General features: G+C 73.2%; 23 protein-coding genes. 14 read left to right on the top strand and 9 right to left on the bottom strand.

Annotated elements, in window-relative coordinates:
- Positions 1 to 46 precede the first annotated feature (46 nt).
- A complete protein-coding gene (locus tag QE370_RS04175) occupies positions 47 to 1,627 on the bottom strand; it encodes a bifunctional NAD(P)/FAD-dependent oxidoreductase/class I SAM-dependent methyltransferase (RefSeq protein WP_309633548.1) in 1,581 nt (526 codons plus the stop codon).
- Between the two features lie 136 nt (positions 1,628 to 1,763).
- Between QE370_RS04175 and QE370_RS04170 the strand changes: the two genes are divergently transcribed.
- Genes QE370_RS04170 through QE370_RS04150 form a run of 5 tightly spaced genes read left to right on the top strand, consistent with a single transcriptional unit; the run spans position 1,764 to position 4,900 of the window.
- Positions 1,764 to 2,060: an SAV_915 family protein gene (locus QE370_RS04170; RefSeq protein ID WP_067860796.1), complete on the top strand. Its 297-nt coding sequence runs from the start codon at positions 1,764 to 1,766 to the stop codon at positions 2,058 to 2,060.
- The gene (locus QE370_RS04165) at positions 2,057 to 2,365 is read left to right on the top strand and encodes a hypothetical protein (protein ID WP_067860794.1); all 309 of its coding nucleotides are present in this window, start codon (positions 2,057 to 2,059) and stop codon (positions 2,363 to 2,365) included. Before QE370_RS04170 ends, QE370_RS04165 begins: the two co-directional genes overlap by 4 nt.
- Positions 2,362 to 3,525 (top strand): WXG100 family type VII secretion target, encoded by a 1,164-nt coding sequence (locus tag QE370_RS04160; protein WP_253021409.1) that lies wholly within the window; start codon positions 2,362 to 2,364, stop codon positions 3,523 to 3,525. The genes QE370_RS04165 and QE370_RS04160 overlap by 4 nt, the downstream gene beginning before the upstream one ends.
- Before the next feature lie 56 nt (positions 3,526 to 3,581).
- Positions 3,582 to 4,331: a hypothetical protein gene (locus QE370_RS04155; RefSeq protein ID WP_309633547.1), complete on the top strand. Its 750-nt coding sequence runs from the start codon at positions 3,582 to 3,584 to the stop codon at positions 4,329 to 4,331.
- Positions 4,328 to 4,900: a helix-turn-helix domain-containing protein gene (locus tag QE370_RS04150; protein WP_067860788.1), complete on the top strand. Its 573-nt coding sequence runs from the start codon at positions 4,328 to 4,330 to the stop codon at positions 4,898 to 4,900. Before QE370_RS04155 ends, QE370_RS04150 begins: the two co-directional genes overlap by 4 nt.
- 133 nt (positions 4,901 to 5,033) lie before the next feature.
- Here the strand turns inward: QE370_RS04150 and QE370_RS04145 are convergent, their stop codons facing one another.
- Positions 5,034 to 6,065 (bottom strand): EamA family transporter, encoded by a 1,032-nt coding sequence (locus tag QE370_RS04145; protein ID WP_309633546.1) that lies wholly within the window; start codon positions 6,063 to 6,065, stop codon positions 5,034 to 5,036.
- A 39-nt stretch (positions 6,066 to 6,104) separates the two neighbouring features.
- On the opposite strand from QE370_RS04145, the gene QE370_RS04140 reads away from it, so the two are divergent.
- Positions 6,105 to 6,650, top strand: a complete 546-nt coding sequence (locus QE370_RS04140) for a CGNR zinc finger domain-containing protein (protein ID WP_253021405.1) — start codon at positions 6,105 to 6,107, stop codon at positions 6,648 to 6,650.
- Complete coding sequence (locus tag QE370_RS04135) at positions 6,647 to 7,267, top strand: GyrI-like domain-containing protein (RefSeq protein WP_309633545.1); 621 nt, start codon at positions 6,647 to 6,649, stop codon at positions 7,265 to 7,267. The genes QE370_RS04140 and QE370_RS04135 overlap by 4 nt, the downstream gene beginning before the upstream one ends.
- 145 nt (positions 7,268 to 7,412) lie before the next feature.
- On the opposite strand, the gene QE370_RS04130 is transcribed toward QE370_RS04135, so the two are convergent.
- A complete protein-coding gene (locus QE370_RS04130) occupies positions 7,413 to 8,099 on the bottom strand; it encodes an EcsC family protein (protein ID WP_309633544.1) in 687 nt (228 codons plus the stop codon).
- A 358-nt stretch (positions 8,100 to 8,457) separates the two neighbouring features.
- Here QE370_RS04130 and QE370_RS04125 point away from each other — a divergent pair, with 358 nt between their 5' ends.
- The 3 genes from QE370_RS04125 (at position 8,458) to QE370_RS04115 (ending at position 10,175) form a co-directional block, all read left to right on the top strand.
- Positions 8,458 to 9,126, top strand: coding sequence for a phosphotransferase (locus QE370_RS04125; protein WP_309633543.1), 669 nt, complete (start codon positions 8,458 to 8,460; stop codon positions 9,124 to 9,126).
- Position 9,127: 1 nt separating this feature from the next.
- Positions 9,128 to 9,817 (top strand): leucyl/phenylalanyl-tRNA--protein transferase, encoded by a 690-nt coding sequence (aat, locus tag QE370_RS04120; protein WP_309633542.1) that lies wholly within the window; start codon positions 9,128 to 9,130, stop codon positions 9,815 to 9,817.
- Positions 9,818 to 9,902: 85 nt separating this feature from the next.
- Positions 9,903 to 10,175 carry an HU family DNA-binding protein gene (locus QE370_RS04115; protein WP_202967795.1) on the top strand — a complete coding sequence of 91 codons (273 nt, stop codon included), beginning with the start codon at positions 9,903 to 9,905 and terminating at the stop codon, positions 10,173 to 10,175.
- 72 nt (positions 10,176 to 10,247) lie between these two features.
- Here QE370_RS04115 and QE370_RS04110 read toward each other — a convergent pair whose 3' ends face one another.
- Positions 10,248 to 10,556, bottom strand: a complete 309-nt coding sequence (locus QE370_RS04110; protein ID WP_067860774.1) for a rhodanese-like domain-containing protein — start codon at positions 10,554 to 10,556, stop codon at positions 10,248 to 10,250.
- A 115-nt stretch (positions 10,557 to 10,671) separates the two neighbouring features.
- Between QE370_RS04110 and QE370_RS04105 the strand changes: the two genes are divergently transcribed.
- The 4 genes from QE370_RS04105 (at position 10,672) to QE370_RS04090 (ending at position 14,208) form a co-directional block, all read left to right on the top strand.
- Positions 10,672 to 11,115, top strand: a complete 444-nt coding sequence (locus QE370_RS04105) for an ATP-binding protein (RefSeq protein ID WP_309633541.1) — start codon at positions 10,672 to 10,674, stop codon at positions 11,113 to 11,115.
- A 119-nt stretch (positions 11,116 to 11,234) separates the two neighbouring features.
- Entirely contained in the window at positions 11,235 to 12,080 is an 846-nt protein-coding gene (locus tag QE370_RS04100; protein ID WP_309633540.1) for a DUF5926 family protein, read from the top strand.
- A gap of 117 nt (positions 12,081 to 12,197) precedes the next feature.
- On the top strand, positions 12,198 to 13,676 hold the full coding sequence (locus QE370_RS04095) for a cytosine permease (protein ID WP_309633539.1): 1,479 nt from the start codon (positions 12,198 to 12,200) through the stop codon (positions 13,674 to 13,676).
- Positions 13,677 to 13,686: 10 nt separating this feature from the next.
- Positions 13,687 to 14,208 (top strand): cysteine hydrolase, encoded by a 522-nt coding sequence (locus QE370_RS04090; RefSeq protein ID WP_309633538.1) that lies wholly within the window; start codon positions 13,687 to 13,689, stop codon positions 14,206 to 14,208.
- 198 nt (positions 14,209 to 14,406) lie between these two features.
- Here the strand turns inward: QE370_RS04090 and QE370_RS04085 are convergent, their stop codons facing one another.
- From QE370_RS04085 to QE370_RS04065, 5 genes are read right to left on the bottom strand one after another with little or no spacing between them, the layout of a single operon-like run.
- Positions 14,407 to 15,591, bottom strand: coding sequence for an arginine deiminase (locus QE370_RS04085; RefSeq protein ID WP_309633537.1), 1,185 nt, complete (start codon positions 15,589 to 15,591; stop codon positions 14,407 to 14,409).
- Between the two features lie 10 nt (positions 15,592 to 15,601).
- The gene (gene glgB / locus QE370_RS04080) at positions 15,602 to 17,545 is read right to left on the bottom strand and encodes a 1,4-alpha-glucan branching protein GlgB (protein WP_309633536.1); all 1,944 of its coding nucleotides are present in this window, start codon (positions 17,543 to 17,545) and stop codon (positions 15,602 to 15,604) included.
- Between the two features lies 1 nt (position 17,546).
- The gene (locus QE370_RS04075; protein ID WP_309633535.1) at positions 17,547 to 18,932 is read right to left on the bottom strand and encodes a maltokinase N-terminal cap-like domain-containing protein; all 1,386 of its coding nucleotides are present in this window, start codon (positions 18,930 to 18,932) and stop codon (positions 17,547 to 17,549) included.
- On the bottom strand, positions 18,929 to 20,761 hold the full coding sequence (gene treS, locus QE370_RS04070) for a maltose alpha-D-glucosyltransferase (protein WP_253021391.1): 1,833 nt from the start codon (positions 20,759 to 20,761) through the stop codon (positions 18,929 to 18,931). The genes QE370_RS04075 and treS overlap by 4 nt, the downstream gene beginning before the upstream one ends.
- 29 nt (positions 20,762 to 20,790) lie before the next feature.
- Entirely contained in the window at positions 20,791 to 22,761 is a 1,971-nt protein-coding gene (locus QE370_RS04065; RefSeq protein WP_309633534.1) for a maltotransferase domain-containing protein, read from the bottom strand.
- Positions 22,762 to 22,799: the final 38 nt, after the last annotated feature.

The raw sequence follows: 22,799 nt of genomic DNA, 5'->3' as shown, positions 1-22,799 counted from the left end.
AGGTTTCCGGCCCGCGAACGTCACGCTCAGCGGGGAGGGGGGAGAGTCAGCGGCGGGTGGCGACGAGGATGCTGTCGCGCACGACGTGGGCGCCCATGCCGGTGTGGGTGCGCTCGACGACCTCGGCGCGTGCGTCCCACGTCTCGTCGAGCGCCGGCAGCAGCGCCTCGGGCTCGAAGAGGTCGTCGCGTGCCCTCACGCCGGCCGGGACGTCGCCCGGGTGGTGCCCGACGACGAGCAGCGTGCCGCCGGGTGCCACGGCCGACGCGAGCCGGCGCACGACGTCGAGCATCGGCTCCGGGGGCAGGTGCAGGTAGTGCGCCGTCACGAGGTCCCACCGCTCGTCGCCCGGCTCCCAGGTACGGACGTCGCCGACGCGGAACGACGTCCGCTCGCCCACCCCGGCGTCGTGCGCGTGCTGCCGCGCGCGGTCGAGCCCGGCGGGCGAGAAGTCCATGCCGGTGACCTCCCAGCCGTGCTGCGCGAGCCAGATGACGTCACCGCCCTCGCCGCAGCCGACATCGATCGCCCGGCCGGGCTCCAGTCCTTCGGCCTTGGCGGGGACCTGCGGGTTGACGCGGCCGCTCCACACGGCGGCCGCCGCGCCGTAGCGCTCCTCCCAGGCCTCGGGCTCGCGCATCTCTGCCCGCGACCGCTCGACGGCGGCCTGGGTGTCCTCCTCGACGAGCCCGGCGTTCAGGAACGCGCCTGCCTGCACGCCCGACGCGACGGCCGCGGCGACCGTGACCATGGGGGCCGCGGCGTTGCCGACCGCGACGACGCCGGCGACGGGCGTGGCGCCGTTCGCGTCGGCCTCGAGCCCGACGGCGAGGGTGGTGCCGTGCATCTCCAGCGGCCGGGTCGGCACCCCGAGCAGGTCGGCGACCTCGGTCCGGGCGCGGGGGAACGACTGCACGGCGATCGCGTCGAGCTCGACGGTGGTCCCGTCGGCCAGGCGCACGCCGACCAGGCGGTCGTCGGCGGACAGGACCTCCTCGACCCGGCCCTCGACCACCGCCTGGCCGCGAGCCCGCAGCGGCTCGCGCTCGCCGTGGCCGAGATCGACGTCGTGCGCGAGCACCGTGAGCTCTTCGGTGAGCTGGCCGAACAGCCCGGCCTGGTGCAGCCCCATCGGCGACGTCAGCAGCACGCCGACCCGCTGGTCGCGCACCTCCCACCCGTGGCAGTAGGGGCAGTGCAGGACGTCCTTGCCCCACCGTGCGGCGAGACCCGGCACGTCGGGCAGCTCGTCGACGACGCCGGTCGCGAGCACGACGCGGCGCGCGAGGAAGCGACTGCCGTCGTCGAGCGTCACGGCGAAGGTCGGCACGTCGCCGGGCAGCGCCTCCGCGGCGAGGACGCGACCGGCGACGACCGTCGCGCCGTAGGACTCCACCTCCTCGCGGCCGAGCCGGGCCAGCTCGAGCGGCGGGGTGCCTTCGCGGCCCAGGTAGTTGTGCATGTGGGCGGCGGGCGCGTTGCGCTGCTCGCCGGCGTCAACCACCACGACGGATCGGCGGGAGCGGGCGAGCACCAGCGCGGTGCTCAGCCCGGCGGCGCCTCCTCCCACCACGACGACGTCGACGGGGGTGCCGGAGGAACGGGGAACCTCGATGTTCGTGCTCATGGGTCGAGCATGCGCTCCGCGGCGTTCAGGCGACAAAGAACTTTGCTGTTCTGGCAACCTCGGGGTGCTGCAGCGTCTGGCACGATGGGTTCACGACTTCGGTGCCGCGTGAGCGGCCACACCCTGGGGGGAAGACATGACCGACCAGCCAGATGGACGCCGGCAGATTCCGCCGGTGCTGTACCTGCCTTGCCGTCCGACCATCCCGGGCGAGTCCCCGCAGGTCGAGCTCCGCACCCTCGAGGACGGTCGGCTCGCCCTCCTCGCATACACCGCGCTCGACCGCTTGGCGCGCTGCTGCGGGGACCACCAGCCCTGGACGCTGATGGAGACCGGCCACCTCTCCACCCTGCGTGAGCAAGCGCGTTACGACGTCGTGCTGCTCGATCAGGAGCTGCCCGCCGAGGTCCGGCACACCGGAGGTTCCTTGTGAGCGACCTGCGGATCGAGCCCGGTGCCGGCGAGGCGATCCGCGACCTCCACCTCGAGGGAGCCGAGCTGATCGAGGGCACGGGGGAGTCGGCGCCCGGCACCGTCGACGCCGGTCCCGGGTCCTCGGCGATCTCGGCGATCCTGTCGAACGTCATGTCCGAGGCGAGCGACCTCGCGGCCGTCCACCGGGCCGTCGCGACCGTGATGGGCCAGGTCGTCGACCAGTACGACGCCACCGACGAATCCATCCGCGACGCCTTCGACCAGGTCACGCGCGGGCTCCCTGCCGACGAGGGCGGACGATGATCGAGACGAAGCTGGAGGGGGACCCGGCGGCGGTCCGTGCCGCCGCCACGTGGGTCTCGGACACCCTGCGCGCGAAGGTCGGCGAGGCGGGCGAGCGGGGCACCTCGGCCCGGCAGCGCGCCGGTCGCGACTGGGAAGGAGCCGCCGCCGAGGCCTACCGTGACGTCGCGAGCCAGGTGATCGACGCCGGTGACGAGCAGGAGGAGCACCTCGGTCGCGTGGCGGAGAAGTTCCGCACCTACGCCGTCAAGCTGACGCACGCCCAGGAGCACATGGCCGATCGCCGTGCCGAGGCCACGGAGGGCGGGCTCACCGTGGCCGGCACCGTCATCCAGACCCCGCCGGAGCCGCAACGTCCCGCCGACCTGCCCGCCGGGTCGACGGAGGCGGAGCGCACCGCGTGGGACGCGGAGAACGACCGGTTCGAGCAGGCGAACGACAAGGTCGAGCTCTACAACCGGCTGCTGGGGGAGGTCGAGCAGGAGCGCACCACCCTCGATGAGTGGATCGACGCGAACCTCACCCACATCGCGACGGCCGACGACCCGACTCTGCTGTCCTACCTCGTCAAGCAGCTGCAGAAGCTGCCCGCCACGGCCATGCTCTTCACGATCGACCTGCGCAAGGGTCGGCTCGAGGAGCTGGCGAACCACCACGGCAGCGAGGCGGCACGCCTGCGTCGCGAGGCGGCCGAGGCGCGCCGTGCGCAGCGCTCCGGCAACCCCGCCCGACGCGCGGCGGGCGACGCCGTGGACGTCCGCGGCAACCGTCAGGCCGCGCGGGGCCTGGACGCGCTCGCCGAGGGGTCGGAGCGGATCGCCCGGCGACTCCCCATCGTCGGGGGGCTGCTCACCGTCGGCCTCGCGGGCAACGACATCGCCAACGGTGACTCGCCCGGTCAGGTCATCTCCAGCGAGGTGCTCGCGACGGGGGCCGGCATCGCCGCCGGGGCCATCGCGGTCACGGCAGGTGCTCCCGTCCTGGCCGTCGCCGCGGTCGGCACCGTCGCGGCCGTCGGCGTCGGCATGCTGGCGGAGTACGCCTGGGACCACTGGGTCCCCGAGGACGTCACCGAGGCGATCGACGAGGGTCTGCGCGACTTCGGCGAGGGCGTGAAGGACACGGCGAGCGACGTGTGGGACGCGGTGACCCCGTGGTGAGCGGCGCGGACGCGCGGCCGTCGTCGCCGAGACCGCCGGTGGGCCAGGTGCTCGGCATGGGTGCGGCCGCTGTGCTGCTCGGGCCGGCCCTCCTCGCGGCGTCGGTGCTGCTGCTCACCCGTGGCGACCTGCTCCTCGCCCTGGCCGGTGCCGCCATGGCGGCGACCGCCGTCCTCGCGGTCGGATACCTGCTGCGCTTCCTCGCCACGCCGCGGGGCGCCCACGCGTCGACGCTCGCCGACGCCGCCACCGTGCTCCCGGAGTCGCGCCTGGCGCGGTTCCTCGCGTGGGGCACCACCGGGGCCGCCGTGCTCTTCAGTGCCCTCCTGGTCCTCTCGGCGGTCGCGGGGTCGGGCTCGACGGGGCCGTCGGTCGGGCTCGTCGGTGCGGCGGTCGTGCTGGTCCTCGCCGTGCCGACCGTGGTCGCCGTGGTCGCCGGTCGCCGCCCTCGGGGCGCCTTGGTGCTCACCCCCGACACCGTCCGGTTGCGCACCTGGAGCTCCGAACGCGAGGTCGCCTGGGACGACGTCGTCGAGGTGGTCGCGTTGCAGCAGCCGCGTCGTACACTCGTCGTCTACGCACGCACGGCGGACCAGGTGCGGGTGCTGCGCGCCCCGACCGGGTTCGGCGAGCAGCAGGCACGACCGATCCCGGAGGCCGAGAGGGCGCTGGCGATCTCCTTCCCGCACCTGAGTGGAGACCCGGCCGTCCTTATCGCCGCGCTCGACCACTGGCGTCGTGTTCGCCGTGACCGTGCCGAGCTCGGCACCGAGGCGTCGCTGCGTCGACTGGAACCCGGCGCATGACCGCCCCCTCCGACCTCGGCGAGGTGCTGGCGGGCGTCGGGCCCCGGCTGCGCCAGCTGCGCCTGGAGCGCGACGCGACCCTCGCCGACGTCGCGGAGCAGACCGGCATCTCCGTGAGCACCCTGTCGCGGCTGGAGTCGGGGCAGCGCAGGCCGACACTCGAGCTCCTGCTGCCCCTCGCCGCCGCGCACGGTGTCGCACTCGACGAGCTCGTCGACGCGCCCGAGACCGGCGACCCCCGCGTGCGGGCCCGTCCGGTGGTGCGGCACGGTCGCACGTTCGTGCCGCTGACGCGACGTCCGGGCGGGCTGCAGTCGTACAAGATCGTCATGCCGGTGGAGGCGGACGCCGAGCCGAGCCTGCGCACCCACGACGGCTACGAGTGGATGTACGTCCTCTCGGGGCAGGTGCGCCTGGTCCTGGGCTCGCGCGACCTGACGATCGGGCCCGGCGAGGTGGTCGAGTTCGACACCCGCACCCCGCACTGGGTGAGCAACCCCGGCCCGCACCCCACCGAGGTGCTGGCCATCTTCGGCCCTCAGGGCGAGCGGATGCACGTCCGCACCTGACCCCGCCTCCGCTGCGCGTTTGCGTGGGGCCCCACCCAAGCGCGCAGATCTGGCGCATCCTTGCGTGGGGGCGAGCCCGTTTGCGTGGGGCCCCACGCAAACGGGCGCTGCCGGCGAGGGTGGGGCGGGCGGCTCAGGTGGGCGGCAGCGGCTCGACCGTGGGCGACGTCGCCCCGTGCTCCTCGACGTGCCGGGGCTCGCCGACCTTCACCAGCACGACGCCCGCCAGGACGAGGAGGCCGCCGAGGAGCTGGGCCGTGGTCGGCAGCTCGTCGAGCAGCAGCCACGCGAACAGCACGGCCATGAGCACCTCGGAGAGGGCGACGAACGACGCCACGCGCGACCCGAGCCGACGTCCCGCCGCGATGCCTGTGACGTAGGCCAGCGCCGCGGTCACGACGCCCAGCAGGCCGACGAGCAGCCACCAGGGGAGCGCGACGTCGCCCAGCGTCGCGTCGGCGGTCGACGCGGTCATCGGCAGCACGCCGACCAGCCCACCAAGACCGAGGGCGGCGCTGCCGACGAGCAGCCCGCCGCCGGCGAGCGCGACGGGCGGCAGCCCGACCCGGTCGTCGGCCGACAGCAGGAAGTAGGTCGCGGCACCGATGGTGGCGCCGAGGGCCCACAGCACCCCGACCCCGTCGAGCGAGACACCCGACAGCAGGCCGAGCACGAGCGCGAGACCCGCCATCGCGACGACGGCGCCGGCGACGGTGAGCCGTCCGGGGCGCTCCCCGCGGGCCACCCACAGGAACACCACGACGGCGACGGGCGCCATGTACTCGATGAGCAGCGCCACGCCGACCTGCAGCGTCTGCACGGCGTAGAAGTAGCAGAGCTGCGCGCCGGCGACGGCGAGCAGGCCGTAGAGCAGCACCATCGGCGTGGCGCGGCGCACCAGGCCCCAGCGGCCGCGCATCGCGAGGGCGGCCGGGAGGGCCACGACGGCCGCGGCCACGCCCATGCGGACCCCTGCGGCCGCACCGGCGCTCCAGCCCGACTCCAGCAGCCCGCGCGCCAGGGACCCGGAGAGCCCGAAGGCGGAGGCCGACACCAGGGCGAACGCGAGGCCCGACGCGGTGCGCCCGCTCCCGGCGTTCGGGGAACGTCGCGGCGTCGCCGAGGCACTCGTCAGCGACGTTGCGTCAGGAGCGTTCCCAGTCATGGGTCCTGACGATAGGGCTCGGTGTCATAAGGTGTCAACATGGTCTTCGCTCATGACACCGAGGCGAACCTGCTGGCCGCCGTCGAGCTGGCGAACTCGGCCGAGCAGCCCGACACGCTCACCTCCGTGGCGGAGCTCGACGGCTACTACGAACGGCACGGCTACACCGGCCGGCACGACCGCGACCGCGCGGAGCTCGAGGAGGTCCGCGCGCTGCGCGCCACCCTGCGTCGACTGATGACGGCCGAGCTCGACGAGGCCGTCGCCGTCGTCAACGACCTGCTCGCCGCGTTCCCCGCGCAGCCGCGACTCGTCAACCACGGTCCGTTGGGCTGGCACCTGCACGTGGTCGACGACGACCGGCCGCTGCACGAGCGGATCGCCCTCGAGACTGCCGTCGCGTTCAGCGAGGTGGTCACCGCGGGCGAGCTGTCCCGCTTCGCGACCTGCGCCGACGACGGCTGCGACGGCATCGTCCTCGACCTCTCCCGCAACCGCTCCCGCCGCTTCTGCAGCACCACCTGTGGCAACCGCCACGCCGCGGCGGAGTACCGCGCACGCCAGCGCGAGCAGGAGCAGGCGTGACGCTCGACCGCAAGCGCACCCTTCCCCAGTACCGCGCGCGGCGAGGGGTCTTCGACGTGCTCGAGGTGCCCCTGATGACGTACCTGGCGGTCGACGGCCAGGGCGACCCCAACACGTCGGCCTCCTACGCCGAGGCGCTCGCCGTGCTCTACCCGGTCGCCTACGCCCTGCGCTTCGCCGGCAAGGAGCGCGGGCACGACGAGACGGTCATGCCGCTCGAGGCGCTCTGGTGGTCCGACGACATGGCCGCCTTCACGAGCGCGCGCGACAAGAGCCGCTGGAGCTGGACCGCCCTGGTCCTCGCGCCCACCTGGGTCGACGACGCCGCGTTCGCCGACGCCGTCGCGACCGTCGCGCGCAGGAAGCCGGGGCTCACCGGCCTCGCCCGCGTCGACCTGCGGGTGCTGCACGAGGGTCTGTGCATCCAGACGCTGCACGTCGGCCCCTACGACGACGAGGGCCCGGTGCTGGCGCGGATGCACGACGTCGAGATCCCGTCGGCCGGGCTGCGCCTGACCGGCCGCCACCACGAGGTCTACCTCGGAGACCCCCGGCGGACCGCGCCCGAGCGCCTGCGCACGATCCTGCGGCAGCCGGTCGCGCCCGTCGAGTCCTGACCCGCTGTCATCGTCAGGCCGCTGATTCCCATGACGTCAGGGGAATCCCTCGCTCACCCTCGGAATCATCCGCAGGTGAGTGAGGGAAACCATGGTCAGATGCTGATTCCCATCAGCTGATGGGAGTCAGGGATGGAACCGGCGGTCAGGCCTGCCGCTTCGGGATGTTGCGGTCCTTCAGCTCCCGCGCGGCGTACTGGCCGATCTGGCGGGTCGACCAGCCGTCGGACCCGCCCGCGACGGCACCGCCGATGAGCGGCACGCGGCGGGCGACGAGGGTGACGGCGCGTCGGCCGACCGTGCGGGTGACCAGCTCGGCGGTGACCTCGTGGGAGATGATCCGGTCGAGCTCGGGGGAGTGCACCGGCGACGTCGCGAGCGTCATCGGCGGCGAGGGCAGCTTGCCCGACTTCAGCAGGTCCTTCACCGCGTCCTCGCCGAGCATGCAGACGAGGATCGCGTTGCGCACCCGCGGGTCGGTGAGGTCGTAGCCGCGCAGCGCGGCCACCCCCGCGACCATGTGCGCCTGCACCAGCGTGACGCCGACGACGTTCGCCGGCACCGCCACGGCCACCGCCGCGATGCCGCCCAGGTTCGTCACGAACCCCTGCGCGCCGGCCAGCGCGGTGTGGCGGCGCACGAGACGCGTGATCGCCGCCTCGACGTCGCCGTCGGTGTCGACCAGGTGGGCGTCGGCGGCCTTGCGCGCCGACGGGAGCGGCCCGACGCCGTCGATCGCGCGGTCCAGCACCTGGCGGACGAACCCGCCTGCCACCTGCGGAGCGAACTTGTTCGTCGCCGCCACCGCGGCCCTGCCTCGAAGTCCAGCCATGCCCACAATCCTAGGGACGCGGTCGAGGTCCGCCCCCCAAACGGCCGCGGGCCCTACGCTCAGCGCATGGACCAGGCGTTCAGCCGGCAGGTCACCTCGCCGGGCTGGCTCGAGGAGACGCACGCCTGGATCCACGCCCGCGCCGAGGAGGCCGGGCACGCGCTCGCCGGCCCGATCGAGCAACGTCGGGTCCGGCCGTGGTCGACGCAGCTGGTCGTGCCCACCGACCGCGGGCGCCTCTGGTTCAAGGCGAACTGCCGGTCGATGGCGTTCGAGCCGGCGCTGCACGCCCTGCTGGCCGACGTCGCGCCCGACCAGGTGGCCGCACCGCTCGCGGTCGACCCCGGCGCGGGGCTGGATGCTCACCGCCGACCGCGGCGTCACGTTGGGCGACTCCCGCGAGCCGACCCTCGCCGACTGGCGCGGCGTCATGATCGCGACGGCGCGCCTGCAGCGTCGTCTCGTCGACCGTCGCGACGCCGTGCTCGCCACCGGCGTCCCCGACTGCTCGCCCGAGACCGTCCCCGCCCGTTTCGACGCGCTGCTCGAACGCCTCGCGACGCTGCCGGCCGAGCACCCCTCGGCGCTCGACCACGCCGGCGCCACCGCGCTCGCCGGACGCCGGGAGCAGCTGCTCGAGGCCGTCGCGCGCCTCGCGTCGTCGAGCGTCCCGGTCACCGTGCAGCATGGTGACGTGCACCCCTGGAACGCCTTCGCCGACCTGCGCGTGTTCGACTTCGGCGACCTGCAGTGGTCCCACGCGCTCGAGGTCCTGAGCGTGCCCTACGGCTGGATCACGACACGCAGCGCGCTGGCCTGGGACGACGTGCTCGCCACCTACTCCGAGATGTGGTCCGACGTCGCCGACCCGCGCGACCTCGCCGAGCTGCGCGCCGCCACGGCCTTCACGCAGCCGGTCAACCGTGCCCTGACCTGGTGGGACTCCCTCGAGGGCGCCACCGACGAGGAGTGGCGCGAGTGGGGCGGGATGCCCGCACACCACCTGAGCCGCGTGCTGGAGGCCTGACGTGCCCGCCGCCCCGCTGCCCCCGTCCCCCTGGGAGTTCCGACCCGACCTGTGGCCGCGGTCCGACTGCGTCGCGGCCGGCGCCGACCTCGAGCCGTCGACGGTGGTCGAGGCCTACCGCCACGGCGCGTTCCCGATGCCGGACGAGGGCGACCTGCTGTGGTGGTCGCCGGTCGAGCGCGGCGTGCTGGAGCCGTCGGCGCTGCGGGTCTCGCGGTCGCTGCGCCAGGCGGTGCGCCGGCTGACGGTCACGATCGACACCGCGTTCGCCGAGGTGGTCGACGCGTGCGCCGACCCCCGCCGGCCCGGAGCCTGGATCGACCGCGGCATCCGTGACGCGTACGTGCGTCTGCACGAGCTCGGCTGGGCGCACTCCGTCGAGACCCGCGACGCCGACGGGGCCCTCGTCGGCGGGCTGTACGGACTCTCGGTCGGACGCCTGTTCGCGGGGGAGTCGATGTTCCACCACGCACGTGACGCGTCGAAGGTGGCGCTGGTGGCGCTGGTCGACGCCGTGGGTCCCGAGGGGCTCGTCGACGTGCAGTGGGCGACCCCGCACCTGGAGTCGCTGGGGGTCGTGCGGTGGCCGAGGGAGAGGTACCTGGAGGCGCTGCGCGGGCTCGTCGACGCCCCCGGCCCCGACTGGGACGCCCTCCGAGGCCCGATATCACGGGCAGAAGGCACGCCGTAGGGGCCGGGGTGCACCGGAATGTCGGGGTTTCCTGCCTAGACTGCTGAGCGCACAACATCCGAACTCTCTAGGAGTCCCCGTGGCTATCTCCCGCAGCGACCTCGTCTCGGCCCTCGCCGAGAAGGCCGACACCACCAAGTCCACCGCCGACGACGTCCTCAGCGCGCTGGCCGACGTCCTCATCGACGCCGTCAGCAAGGGCGAGAAGGTCGCCATCCCCGGCATCCTCTCGGTCGAGCGCGTCTCGCGCGCCGCTCGCACGGGCCGCAACCCCGCGACCGGTGAGACCATCGACATCCCCGCCGGCTACGGCGTGAAGGTGAGCGCCGGCTCGAAGCTCAAGGCTGCCGCCAAGTGAGCTAGGCCCGTCAGCCACGGAGAGGCCCCCCGGACCACACGGTCCAGGGGGCCTTTCCGCGTCCGGGGACGCTCAGCTCTCGGTGGGTCGGCCGGCGGCCTCCCACGCGTCCATCCCGCCGGCCAGGTTGACGACGTCGTGGCCCTGCTGCCCGAGCCAGGCCGTGGCCCGCGCCGATCGACCACCGAGGTGGCAGACGACGAGCGTGCGCGCCTGCGGGTCGAGCTCGCCGACACGCGTCGGGAGGTCGCCGAGCGGCACGTGCACGGCGCCCGGGACGTGCCCTGCGTCCCACTCGTGGGGCTCGCGGACGTCGAGCACGACGAGGTCGTCGGGCAGCGGGTCGGGCAGGTCGGCGACGGTCGTCGTGGGCACGTCCACGGGGGGCTCCTCGAAGGTCTGGTGCCTGTGCAGAGCGGCTCTCGCGCGGCGTCCGCGGCGGGAGGTGGGCCACACGGGCTGGATTATCGGCTGCTGACTGGTTACTTTGGACTATATGCACCCGGGCGGAGAACAGGTCGACGGCAACGCCGCCGCGACCACCCGTCCGTCCGCGACCGTGCGTCTGCCGTTCGAGCCCTCGACGCCGAGCATCGCCCGCACCAAGCTCGCCGGCTTCCTCACCGTGCACCGCGCCTCGTCGACCGTCATCGACGACGCCCTCATCGTGCTGAGCGAGATGGTCGCCAACGCCGTCGCGCACGGCCAGCCGTCCGACGACGGCACGATGGAGCTGGCGTGGACGATCGACCCCGAGCGGCAGCTGCTCGAGATCAGCGTCCACGACGACGGCCAGGGCGGATCGCTCAAGCCGATCGACTTCGACGAGGACTCCCTCAGCGGCCGTGGACTCTCGATCATCAACCGCGTCGCCGACCGCTGGTGGGTCGACATGTCCGCCGGCACCCGCGTGGGCGCCGAGCTGCCGCTCGCCCGCTGACCACGCTGGGCCAGCTGACTACCCGGGCCAGCTGATCACCCTGGGCCCACTGAGCACCTCTCGGTCAGGGGCGACCCTGCGGCCTGCCGCCGCCCGCACCTCTGGCTAGGGTGCGACCCATGGGAAAGAAGTCGCGCCGCACCAAGGCGCCGAAGCCGGCCCGCATGCCCTTCGTCGCCCGCACGTTCGAGGGCCTGCCGCACGAGGGTGACTGGATCGCGCTGCGCGAGTTCGTGCCGTCCGCGACCGCCACGGTCACGCTCACCGACGGGGAGCAGGTGCGGGTGTGCTCGCTGCTGCCCGGTGGCGGTGCCGGCATCCGTCGCCCCGACGGCGAGATCTGGCTGGGCCTGCAGGTGCTGCACAACTACGGCGACGTGAGTCGCGACCTCGCCGGCGCCATCGAGGCCGCCCGCGAGACCGAGCCCGGCAACCCGGTGCGCCTGACCGACCCGGGCGTGGGCGACCGGCTGCAGCAGATCGTCGACCCGGCGTCGTCGTTCGACGTGGAGGTGCACGACGGCTTCGACTTCTGGGTCGAGGGCACCGACGCCGAGGGCTCCGACGCGCTGGCCGCCGCCAACGAGTCCATCGCCCCCACCGAGCGCCTGACGTCGGTCGAGGCGGCCTACTGGGTGCGCATGGGCGACAAGCGCTACCTGCGCTGGGTCGTCACCCAGAGCGAGGCGACGGTGCTCGACGGCTTCGCGCGTCTCGCGGCCGCCGGCGAGGAGACCCTCGGCGACGGCACGAAGCTCATCGGCATGTTCCGAGCCCACGGACTGCTGGTGCCGGTGTGGGAGATGGACCCCGCCGTCGTCGACGACGGCGCGGCCGCGCTCGAGGAGCCCGTCGCGGCCCTCGCGCAGCGGCTGGAGGGTGCGATCGCCGATGACGCGCCCCTGACCCAGGAGCAGCGCAACGCCCGCGCCAACCTCACCAGCCGTCAGCTCACCATCCGCTGACCCCAGCCCGTTTGCGTGGGGCCCCACGCAAACGGGCTCGCCCCCACGCAACGGTGCGCACGATCTGCACGGTTGCGTGGGGGAGACGCGCCGACCCCGACGTGGGACGCTGACCCCATGAGCGAGCTGGACGCGGTCCGACGGGCCGGCATCGAGGTCACGGGCATCGAGATCGTCGACGAGGCGGAGCGCACCGCGAAGCCGTCCGACCTGTTCTGGCCGTGGTTCGCCGCGAACGTCTCGGTGTTCGGCATCTCCTACGGCAGCTTCGTGCTCGGCTTCGGGCTCTCGCTGACGCAGGCGGTGCTCGTGACCGTCCTCGGCGTCGTCGTGTCGTTCGCGGCGTGCGGCCTCGTCGCGATCGCCGGCAAGCGCGGCTCGGCGCCGACGATGATCCTCAGCCGCGCACCGTTCGGCGTCGTCGGCCAGAAGTTGCCCGGCGTCTTCAGCTGGCTGATCTCGATCGGCTGGGAGACGTTCCTGGCCATCACCGCGACCCTGGCCACCGCCACCGTCCTGCGCGAGCTCGGCTGGGGCGGCGGCACGGCCACGAAGGTCGTGGCGTGCGCCGTCATCGCGGCCCTGATCGTCGCCGCGTCGGTCGCCGGCTACCACGTGATCATGCGGCTGCAGTCGGTGCTGACCTGGCTCACGGGTGCCGCGACCATCGGCTACATCCTCCTGACGTTCGACCAGATCGACCTCGACCGCGTGACGTCGCTGCCCGGCGGGTCCGGCCAGGCCATGGTCGGGGCGTTCGTCATGGTCATGACCGGGTTCGGGTTCGGCTGGATCAACATCGCCGCGGACTGGTCGCGGTACCAGCGGCGTGACACGTCGGGCGCGCAGATCGTCGCGTGGAACACGCTGGCCGGCGCGCTCGCACCTGTCGTGCTCGTGGTCTACGGCATCCTGCTCGCGGGCTCGTCGGACACCCTCAGCGCGGGGATCGTGGACGACCCCGTCGGCACGCTCGCGTCGGTCCTGCCCACCTGGTTCCTCGTGCCGTTCCTCGTCGCGTCGGTGCTGGCGCTCGTGTCGGGCGCCGTGCTCGGCATCTACTCCTCCGGCCTGACGCTCCTCAGCCTCGGTGTGCGCATCCCGCGCCCGGCGGCCGCCCTCGTCGACGGCGTCATCCTGACGGCCGGGACGGTGTACGTCGTGTTCGTCGCGCAGACGTTCCTCGGGCCGTTCCAGAGCTTCCTCATCACGCTCGGCGTCCCCGTCGCCGCGTGGGCCGGCATCATGATCGGCGACATCGCCCTGCGGCGTCGCGACTACGACGAGGCGGCGCTGTTCGACGCGTCGGGACGCTACGGCGCCGTCGCGTGGACGTCGGTGGCGACGATGGTCGGCGCGTCGGTCGTGGGCTGGGGCCTCGTCGTCAACCAGATCTCCGGGACCGCGTGGAACGACTGGCAGGGCTACCTGATCGAGCCGTTCGGGCTCGGCACCCGTCTGCCCGACGGCGCCGGCTGGGACGGTGCATGGCCCTACGCGAACCTCGGCGTGCTGGCCGCCTTCGCGATCGGGCTGGTCGTGACCCTCGTCGCCCGACGGTCGACCGTGCGTCGCCAGGAGGCCGGTGCCGCGTGAGGGTCGGGGCATGACGCAGACCTGGTTGGTGGTCGTCGACCCGCAGCGGGTCTTCGCCGACGTCGGCTCGCCCTGGGGATCGCCGATGTTCGCCGCGACCCTCGAGCCGGTGCGCGCGCTGGCGGCGACGCTGCCGACGATCGTCACGCGCTGGGTGCCCGCGCCCGACGCCGAACGGGTCGGCTCGTGGCGTGCGTACTTCGACGCGTGGCCGTTCGCCGACCGCCCGGCCGACGACCCCATGTTCGAGGTCGTCCCCGAGCTGGCCGACGTCGCGGCCGTGGCGACCGTCGTCGACGCGCCGACGTTCGGCAAGTGGGACGTCGTGCGGGCAGTGACGGGCGAGGCGCCCGACCTCGTCGTCGCCGGCGTCTCGACCGACTGCTGCGTCCTGTCGACCGTGCTCGCCGCCGCCGACGCGGGAGCGACCGTGCGGGTGGCCGTCGACGCGTGCGCCGGCTCGACCCCCGAGAACCACCGTCGCGCCCTCGACGCCATGGCCCTCTACGCGCCCCAGGTCACCCTCGCCTGACGTGCACGTTTGCGTGGGGCCCCACGTAAACCGGCTCCGCCCCACGCAAACACGCGCCGAAAGTGCGCGTTTGGGTGGGGCCCCACGCAAACCGGCTCCGCCCCACGCAAACAGGCGCCGGAAGTGCGCGTTTGGGTGGGGCCCCACGTAAACGCGCACGGGCGGCGAGGGGGAGGGGGAGGGGAGGGGAGGGGTGGGTCAGTCGCGGAGGACGGGGCAGGACATGCAGCGGGGGCCGCCGCGGCCCGACCCGAGCTCGGAGCCGCTGATGGCCACGACCTCGATGCCGTGCTCCTCCAAGCGGGCGTTGGTCTGCTCGTTGCGCTCGTAGGCGACGGCGAGACGGGCGTCGATGGCGAGCGTGTTGTTGCCGTCGTCCCACTGCTCGCGCTCGGCGGTCACCGGGTCCAGGCCGGTGTCGATGCGGTGCAGGCGCTCGATGCCCATCGCGTCGGCCGCGGCCTCGAAGAACGAGCGCTCCGGCGCCACGCGCAGCGTGCCGTCGTCGTCCAGCGTCACCGCCAGCGCCCGCAGCTCGTCGGCCATGTTCGGGTAGATGACCACCGTGTCCACGTCGACCATCGTGACGATCGTGTCGAGGTGCATCGTGGCGCGCTCCTGCGCGATCGGCACGGCCAGCACCGTCTCGGCGAGCCGGTCCCGCAGCACCTGCGCGGCGAACCGCTCGAACCCGGCGGGGGTGGTCCGCTCCCCGACGCCGACCGCGACGACGCCCGGCGCGAGCAGCAGCACGTCGCCACCCTCGAGGTGCTCGAGGTGCGGACCGTGGACGCGCTCGACACCCGCGAAGCGTGGGTGGTGGGCGTACACGAGGCCGGTCAGCTGGGTCTCGCGGACGCGCGCCGGCATCGCCAGGCTCGTGACGGCCACGCGGTCGGGCAGCCACACGGAGGAGTCGCGCGTGAAGAGCAGGTTGGGCAGCGGGTCGACGAGGAAGTCGTCGGGGCGCAGCAGGCTCGTGACGATGCTGCGGTGCGCGACCTCGTCGTTGCGCAGGCCCGCGGTCACGACCGCGGCGAGGTCGGCGGGCGCGAGGTCCGACAGCGCGGCCACCAGGTAGCGACGCAGGCTGTCGCCGAGGTGCAGCGTCGACGTCGTGCTCTCGACGATCTCGGCCCGGGCGTCGGCCTGCTCGAGCGTCTCGGTGAGCAGCTCGACGAGGTACAGCACCTCGACGTCGTGGTCGCGCAGCGCCTGCGCGAACGCGTCGTGCTCCTCCTGCGCGCGGCCGAGCCAGGGGATGCCGTCGAACAGCAGCGAGTCGTTGTTGCGCGGCGTCAGCCGCGCGAGCTCCTGGCCCGGCCGGTGCAGCAGCACCGTCCGCAGGCGGCCGACCTCGCTCGAGGCACCCCACGTCGTCATGGGGCCCACCCTAGGTGGCGTCGGGCTCCAGCCAGAGCACCCCGGCCGGGGGCAGCTGGACGACGGCCGACGCCGCGAACCCGTGGTGCGGGATCCCCTCGGCCTCGACCGCCCCCAGGTTGCCGACGCCCGAGCCGCCGTACGCCTGCGCGTCGGTGTTCAGCACCTCGCGCCACCGGCCCAGGAGCGGCAGCCCCACGCGGTAGTCGTGGTGCGGCGCTCCGGAGAAGTTGGCCAGGCACGCCAGCTGCGACCCGTCGCTGCCGAGCCGCAGGAAGCACACGACGTTGCCGGCGACGTCGGACGCGTCGATCCAGCGGAACCCGTCGGGGGTGGTGTCGGCGGTGTGGAGCGCCGGCGTCGCGCGGTACGTCTGGTTCAGGTCGGCGACGAGCTCGAGGACGCCCGCGTGCAGCGGGTCGCGCAGCTCGTCCCAGTCGAGCCCGCGCGACTCCGCCCACTCGCCCTCCTGCCCGAACTCACCGCCCATGAACAGCATCTGCTTGCCGGGGTGGGCCCACATGAACGCCAGCAGGGCGCGCACGCCGGCCGCCTTGTTCCACGCGTCGCCCGGCATCCGGCCCCAGAGCGAGCCCTTGCCGTGCACGACCTCGTCGTGCGACAGCGGCAGCACGAAGTTCTCGGTCCAGGCGTAGTCGATCGCGAACGTCATCTCCCCGTGGTGGTACGAGCGGTGCACGGGGTCGTGGCCGAGGTAGGAGAGCGTGTCGTGCATCCAGCCCATGTTCCACTTGAAGCCGAACCCGAGACCGCCCGCGTCGGTGGGCGCGCTGACGCCCGGCCAGGCCGTCGACTCCTCGGCCACCATCATCACGCCGGGGTGGTGCTTGTAGACCGTCGCGTTGAGCTCCTGGAGCAGCTGCACGGCCTCGAGGTTCTCGCGGCCGCCGTGCTTGTTGGGCACCCACTCGCCGTCGTTGCGGGAGTAGTCGAGGTAGAGCATCGACGCGACGGCGTCGACGCGCAGGCCGTCGAGGTGGAACTCCTCGAGCCAGAACAGCGCGTTGGCGACGAGGAAGTTGCGCACCTCCGGACGTCCGAAGTCGAACACGTAGGTGCCCCAGTCGGGCTGCTCGCCGCGGCGCGGGTCGGGGTGCTCGTAGAGCGCGGTGCCGTCGAAGCGTGCCAGGGCCCACTCGTCCTTCGGGAAGTGCGCGGGCACCCAGTCGACGACGACGCCGAGGCCCCGCTGGTGCAGCTCGTCGACGAACCAGCGGAAGTCGTCGGGAGAGCCGAACCGCGACGTCGGCGCGTAGTACGACGTGACCTGGTAGCCCCACGAGCCGCCGAAGGGGTGCTCGGCGACGGGCAGCAGCTCGACGTGGGTGAAGCCCATCTCGAGGAGGTAGTCGCCCAGCTCCTCGGCGAGCTCGCGGTACGTCAGCCCGGGACGCCACGACCCGAGGTGCACCTCGTAGATGCTCACCGGCGCCTCGGTCCAGCGGGTGGCGTCACGCTGCTCGACCCAGGCGTCGTCGCGCCAGCGGTGCGTCGGCTCGACGACGACCGACGCCGTCGCGGGCGGCACCTCGGTGCCGAAGGCGAGCGGGTCGATCTTCTCGTGCCAGGCGCCGTCGGCACCCTCGACCCGGAACTTGTACCGCGCGCCGGCACCGACGCCGGGGACGAAGAGGTCCCAGACGCCCGGGCCGCCGAGCGGTCGCATGGCGTGCGCGCCGCCGTCCCAGCCGTTGAAGTCGCCGACGACCTGCACGCTGCGGGCGTTCGGGGCCCAGAGCGCGAACGAGGTGCCCTCGACGGGCCCGGCGGTGCCGTCGTGGGCGCGGACGTGGGCGCCCAGCACGTCCCAGAGCCGCTCGTGGCGACCTTCGCCGATGAGGTGCAGGTCGAGCTCGCCGACCGCGGCGGGCCAGCCGTCCGCCGGCTCGCCGCTGGTCGATTCGCTGGGGGTGGGGGTGTCCTCGGACGTCATGTCAGGCCTCCTCGGTGAGGATGCGGGCGATGGAGCCGAGCGGCACGTCGGTCCAGTCGGGCCGGTTCGCGTGCTCGTAGCCCACCTCGTAGACCGCCTTGTCGAGCTCGAGCCCGCGCAGCAGCACGGCCTCGTCGCGCGGGTCGTGCCCGGCGGCCTTGGCGTAGCCGTCGCAGAACGCCGTCCGGTTGTGGACGGCCCACGCGTCGGCGCGCTCGCGTCGGTCCTCGTCGTGGGGCTGGCCCACGAGCAGCTGGTGGGCGGCGTAGTCGAAGGAGCGCAGCATGCCGGCGACGTCGCGCAGCGGCGACCGCAGCGCGGAGCGCTCCGCGAGGCTGGCCGCGGGCTCCCCCTCGAAGTCGAGGACGAGCCAGCCGGAGACGGTGCGCAGCACCTGGCCCAGGTGCAGGTCGCCGTGGACGGGCTGCAGCGGGAGCGCCAGCTCGACGTCGACCACGGCGTGGAACGCGTCGCGGATCCCGTCGGTGTGCTCGCGCAGGGCGGGCACGGCCGCGGCCACGCGGTCGAGCCGGCGCTCCATGGCCTCGACCGAGCGGGCAAGGTCGTCGCCGGCAGCCGTCTCGGTGCCCAGGGCGCGGGCGAGGTCGGCGTGGACGTCGGCCACGGCGCGACCGAGCCGGTAGGCCTCGCCCGCGAAGTCGCCGCCGAGGTCGCTAGGGGGCAGCCCCGCGTCGTCGGCCATGTAGTCGCGGACGCTCGTGGTCGCCATGACCCAGCCGTCCGCCGCGTCGGGCAGGAAGCGCTGCAGCATGGCGAAGGTGACCTCGTCGTCGCCGAGCGTGCCGCTGATCGAGCCGAGCGGCTCGGCGACGTGCGACGACCCGACCTCGCGCAGCGCGCGGTGCAGCACGAGGTCCTTGTTGGTGCCGGGCGTGAGCCGGCGGAAGAGCTTGAGGATGTACTGCCCGCCGTACACCAGCGACGTGTTGCTCTGCTCCGACGTGATCGGGTGGGCGCGCAGGCCGGTCACCAGCTCGGCACCCGGCTCCGGCTCGAACCGCAGGTCGCCGACGACGTCGCCCGCGGCCACGTGGTCGAGCAGCACCCCGGTGAGGTCGGCGTCGCCGCTGGCCTCGTACCAGACGGGACCGTCCTCGACCCCGATCGCTGCCGTCGCCGGGACGTCCGGCAGCCCGTCGCTGCGCCGGCCCAGCAGGAGCTGGTACGGCTCGGTGCGGTCGTCCTGCCCGACCTCGACGACGAGGTGCACGAGGGCGGGGTCGCCGTCCTCGACGACCGTCCAGTCGATGGGGCGCACGGAGGTCACCGGACGGTCCTTGCCGCCGAACCACCGCTGGGACGGCAGCCACCCGGGCAGGGCGGCTGCGACCTGGTCGACGTCGTGCTGGGTCACGGGCTGGCTCACAGCATGCTCCTTCGTTCGCCCTCGTCGCCGAGCTCGACCAGCTGGAACCAGTAGAAGCCGTGACCCGGGAGGGTCAGCAGGTAGGGCAGCTCCCCGACGCGCGGGAAGCGCACGCTGCCGGTCAGCTCGACGGGGGTGCAGCCCTCGTGCTCGCCGAGCTCGAGCTCGACGGGCTGGGGGAAGCGGGACAGGTTGTTGACGCACAGCACGACGTCGCGCTCGCCGTCCGGACGGGTCCAGACGCGCTGGTAGGCCAGGACGCTCGGGTTCGAGCCGCCCAGGTCGACGAAGTCGCCCTCGGCGAAGGCCAGGTGCTGCTTGCGGACCTCGATCATGCGCCGCGTCCACGACAGCAGCGACGCCGAGTTCCCCATCTGCGCCTCGACGTTGACCGCCTCGTAGCCGTACGTCGGGTCCATGATCGGCGGCAGGTAGACACGACCGGGGTCGGAGCGCGAGAAGCCGGCGTTGCGGTCCGGCGACCACTGCATCGGCGTGCGCACCGCGTCGCGGTCGCCCAGCCAGATGTTGTCGCCCATGCCGATCTCGTCGCCGTAGTAGAGCACCGGGGAGCCCGGCAGGCTCAGCAGCAGGGCGGTGAACAGCTCGAGCTGGTTGCGGTCGTTCTCGAGCAGGGGCGCGAGCCGGCGGCGGATGCCGATGTTGGCCTTCATCCGCGGGTCGCGGGCGTACTCGCGGTACATGTAGTCGCGCTCGTCGTCGGTGACCATCTCGAGGGTCAGCTCGTCGTGGTTGCGCAGGAAGATGCCCCACTGCGTGCCCGCCGGGATGGGCGGCGTCTGCGCCAGGATCTCCGAGATCGGGAAGCGCGACTCGCGGCGCACCGCCATGAAGATGCGCGGCATGAGCGGGAAGTGGAAGGCCATGTGGCACTCGTCGCCGCCGACCTCGGGGTCGCCGAAGTACTCCACGACGTCCGACGGCCACTGGTTCGCCTCGGCGAGCAGCACCCGGCCGGGGTACTCGCGGTCGATCGTCGCGCGCACCTCCTTGAGGTACTCGTGGGTGCGCGGCAGGTTCTCGCTGCTCGTGCCCTCCTCCTCGAACAGGTAGGGCACGGCGTCGAGCCGGAAGCCGTCGATGCCGAGGTCGAGCCAGAAGCGCAGGACGTCGAGCATCGCCTCGCGCACGGCCGGGTTCTCGAAGTTCAGGTCGGGCTGGTGGCTGAAGAAGCGGTGCCAGAAGAACTGCCCGCGCACCGGGTCGTACGTCCAGTTCGACGTCTCGGTGTCGACGAAGATGATGCGCGCGTCGCTGTACTCGGTGCCGGTCTCGCTCCACACGTAGAAGTCGCCGTACGGCCCGTCGGGGTCCTGGCGCGACGCCTGGAACCAGGGGTGGGCGTCGGACGTGTGGTTGAGCACGAGGTCGGTGATCACGCGGATGCCGCGTCGGTGCGCCTCCTCCAGCAGGTGGACGAAGTCCTCGACGGTGCCGAACTCGGGCAGGACGGCGCGGAAGTCGCTGATGTCGTAGCCGCCGTCGCGCAGCGGCGACGCGTAGAACGGGGGCAGCCACAGGCAGTCGACACCGAGCCACTGGATGTAGTCGAGCTTGTCGGCGAGGCCGCGCAGGTCGCCCGTGCCGTCGCCGTTGGAGTCGTTGAACGCGCGGACCAGCACCTCGTAGAAGACGGCGCGCTTGAACCACTCCGGGTCCGAGGGCGCCTGCTCGGCGTGGTCGAAGTCGTCGGCGCTCGGCTCGGAGAGCGTCCCGTCGGCGGCGACCTCGTCGCCGGTGTGCGGGGTCTGCTCGAGCCCGTCGAGCGCAGCGTCGGGTGCTGTCGCCTCGGGTGGTGCGTCGGCCATCTGGTCTCCTCCCGGGAGGGGGCGCGGGGTCATCGGGGGGTCACGTGCAGGATGTGCGCGGGCGCGCGGGCGGGGTCGAGACGCACGTACGTGGCCGGACCCCAGGGGAAGGTCTCGCCGGTCACCTCGTCGTGCGCGACGAGCTCGGTGTCGGGCGACAGGCCGAGCACGTCGAGGTCGAGGAAGACCGTGCCCTCGCGGGCCTCGTGCGGGTCGAGCGAGAGGACCACGACGACGAGGTCGCCGGTCTCGGGGTCCCGCTTCGACCAGGCGAGCAGCGCGTCGTGGTCGACGTGGTGGAAGTGCAGGGTGCGCATCTGCTGCAGCGCGGGGTGGGCGCGGCGGATCTCGTTCAGACGGGTGATCCACGGCTCCAGCGAGCGCCCCTCGGCCAGCGCTGCGGCGTAGTCGCGCGGACGCAGCTCGAACTTCTCCGAGTGCAGGTACTCCTCGGCGCCCGGGCGGAGGGCCTCGGCCTCGAACAGCTCGTACCCGGAGTAGACGCCCCACGTGGGGGCGAGCGTGGCCGCGAGCGCCGCGCGCAGCGCGAACATGCCGGGGCCACCCACCTGCAGGTGCTCGGGGAGGATGTCGGGCGTGTTGACGAAGAGGTTGCCGCGACCCTCGTCCCAGTGGTCGCGCAGGTCCTCGCCGAACTCGACGATCTCCTCCTTCGTGGTGCGCCACGTGAAGTAGGTGTAGCTCTGCGTGAAGCCCAGGCGGGCGAGCCCCCAGAGCCGCGCGGGACGCGTGAACGCCTCGGACAGGAACAGCACGTCGGGGTGGCGCTCCTTGACCTCGGCGATGAGCCACGCCCAGAAGCTCGGCGGCTTCGTGTGCGGGTTGTCGACGCGGAAGATGCGCACGCCGCGCTCGACCCAGTGCAGCGTCACGCGCAGCACCTCGGCGTAGATGCCGTCGGGGTCGAGGTCGAAGTTCAGGGGGTAGATGTCCTGGTACTTCTTCGGCGGGTTCTCGGCGTAGGCGATGGTGCCGTCGGGCAGCGTCGTGAAGAAGTCGGGGTGCTCGCGCACCCAGGGGTGGTCGGGCGCGGCCTGGAGGGCGAGGTCGAGGGCGACCTCGAGCCCGAGCTCCTCGGCCCGTGCCACGAAGGCGGCGAAGTCGGCCTCGTCGCCGAGCTCGGGGTGGATCGCGTCGTGACCGCCCTCGGCGGCGCCGATGGCCCAGGGCGAGCCGACGTCGTGGGGGCCGGGGGTGAGGGTGTTGTTCGGTCCCTTGCGGTTCTCGCGCCCGATCGGGTGGATCGGGGGCAGGTAGACGACGTCGAACTGCATGGCCGCCACCCGGTCGAGCGCGTCGGCGGCCGTGCGCAGCGTGCCGTGCACCGGGCGTCCGTCGGCGTCGACACCGCCCGTGGACCGGGGGAAGAGCTCGTACCAGGAGCCGAACGCGGCGCGCCGCCGGTCGACCCACACACGACGGACGGGGCCGCGGGTGAGGAGCTGGCGCACGGGGTGGTCGTGCATCACCGTGCGGACGGCTGCGTCGAGCGCGGGGCCGACGCGGGCACCGAGGGGCAGGGTGTCGTCGCGCAGCGCAGCGGCGGCACCGGTGAGCGTGCCGGCCTCGGCGCGCCGGTCGCGTCGGGCGGCGACCTCGTCGATCAGGCGGGCGGCGATCTCGAGGTCGTTGGCCAGCTCGGCGGGGGTCTGGCCCGCCGCCAGCTTCGCCTCGAGGGCGTGCACCGCGGTGGCCCACGGGTCGCTCCACGCGTCGACGCGGAAGGTCCACAGCCCGGGGGCGTCGGGGACGATCGTGGCGGCGAAGAGGTCGAGGCCGGTGCCCTGCTCGTGCATCCGGACGGTGCGGTCGCGCCGCTCCCCGGGACCGCGCCAGGCGACCGTGGCCGCCACGGCGTCGTGGCCCTCGCGCCAGACCGTGGCCCGCACGGGGACGTGCTCGCCCACGACCGCCTTCGACGGGTAGGTCCCGTCGCCGGACAAGGGTCGGACGTCGTCGATGCCGATCCGGTCCGTCATGCGGTGCACTCCCGTCGCTCGGGTCCGACGACTGGTCC

Source organism: Aeromicrobium sp. SORGH_AS_0981 (genome assembly GCF_031453195.1).
Taxonomy (GTDB): Bacteria; Actinomycetota; Actinomycetes; order Propionibacteriales; family Nocardioidaceae; genus Aeromicrobium.
This window is presented reverse-complemented; position numbering and strand designations above follow the sequence as displayed.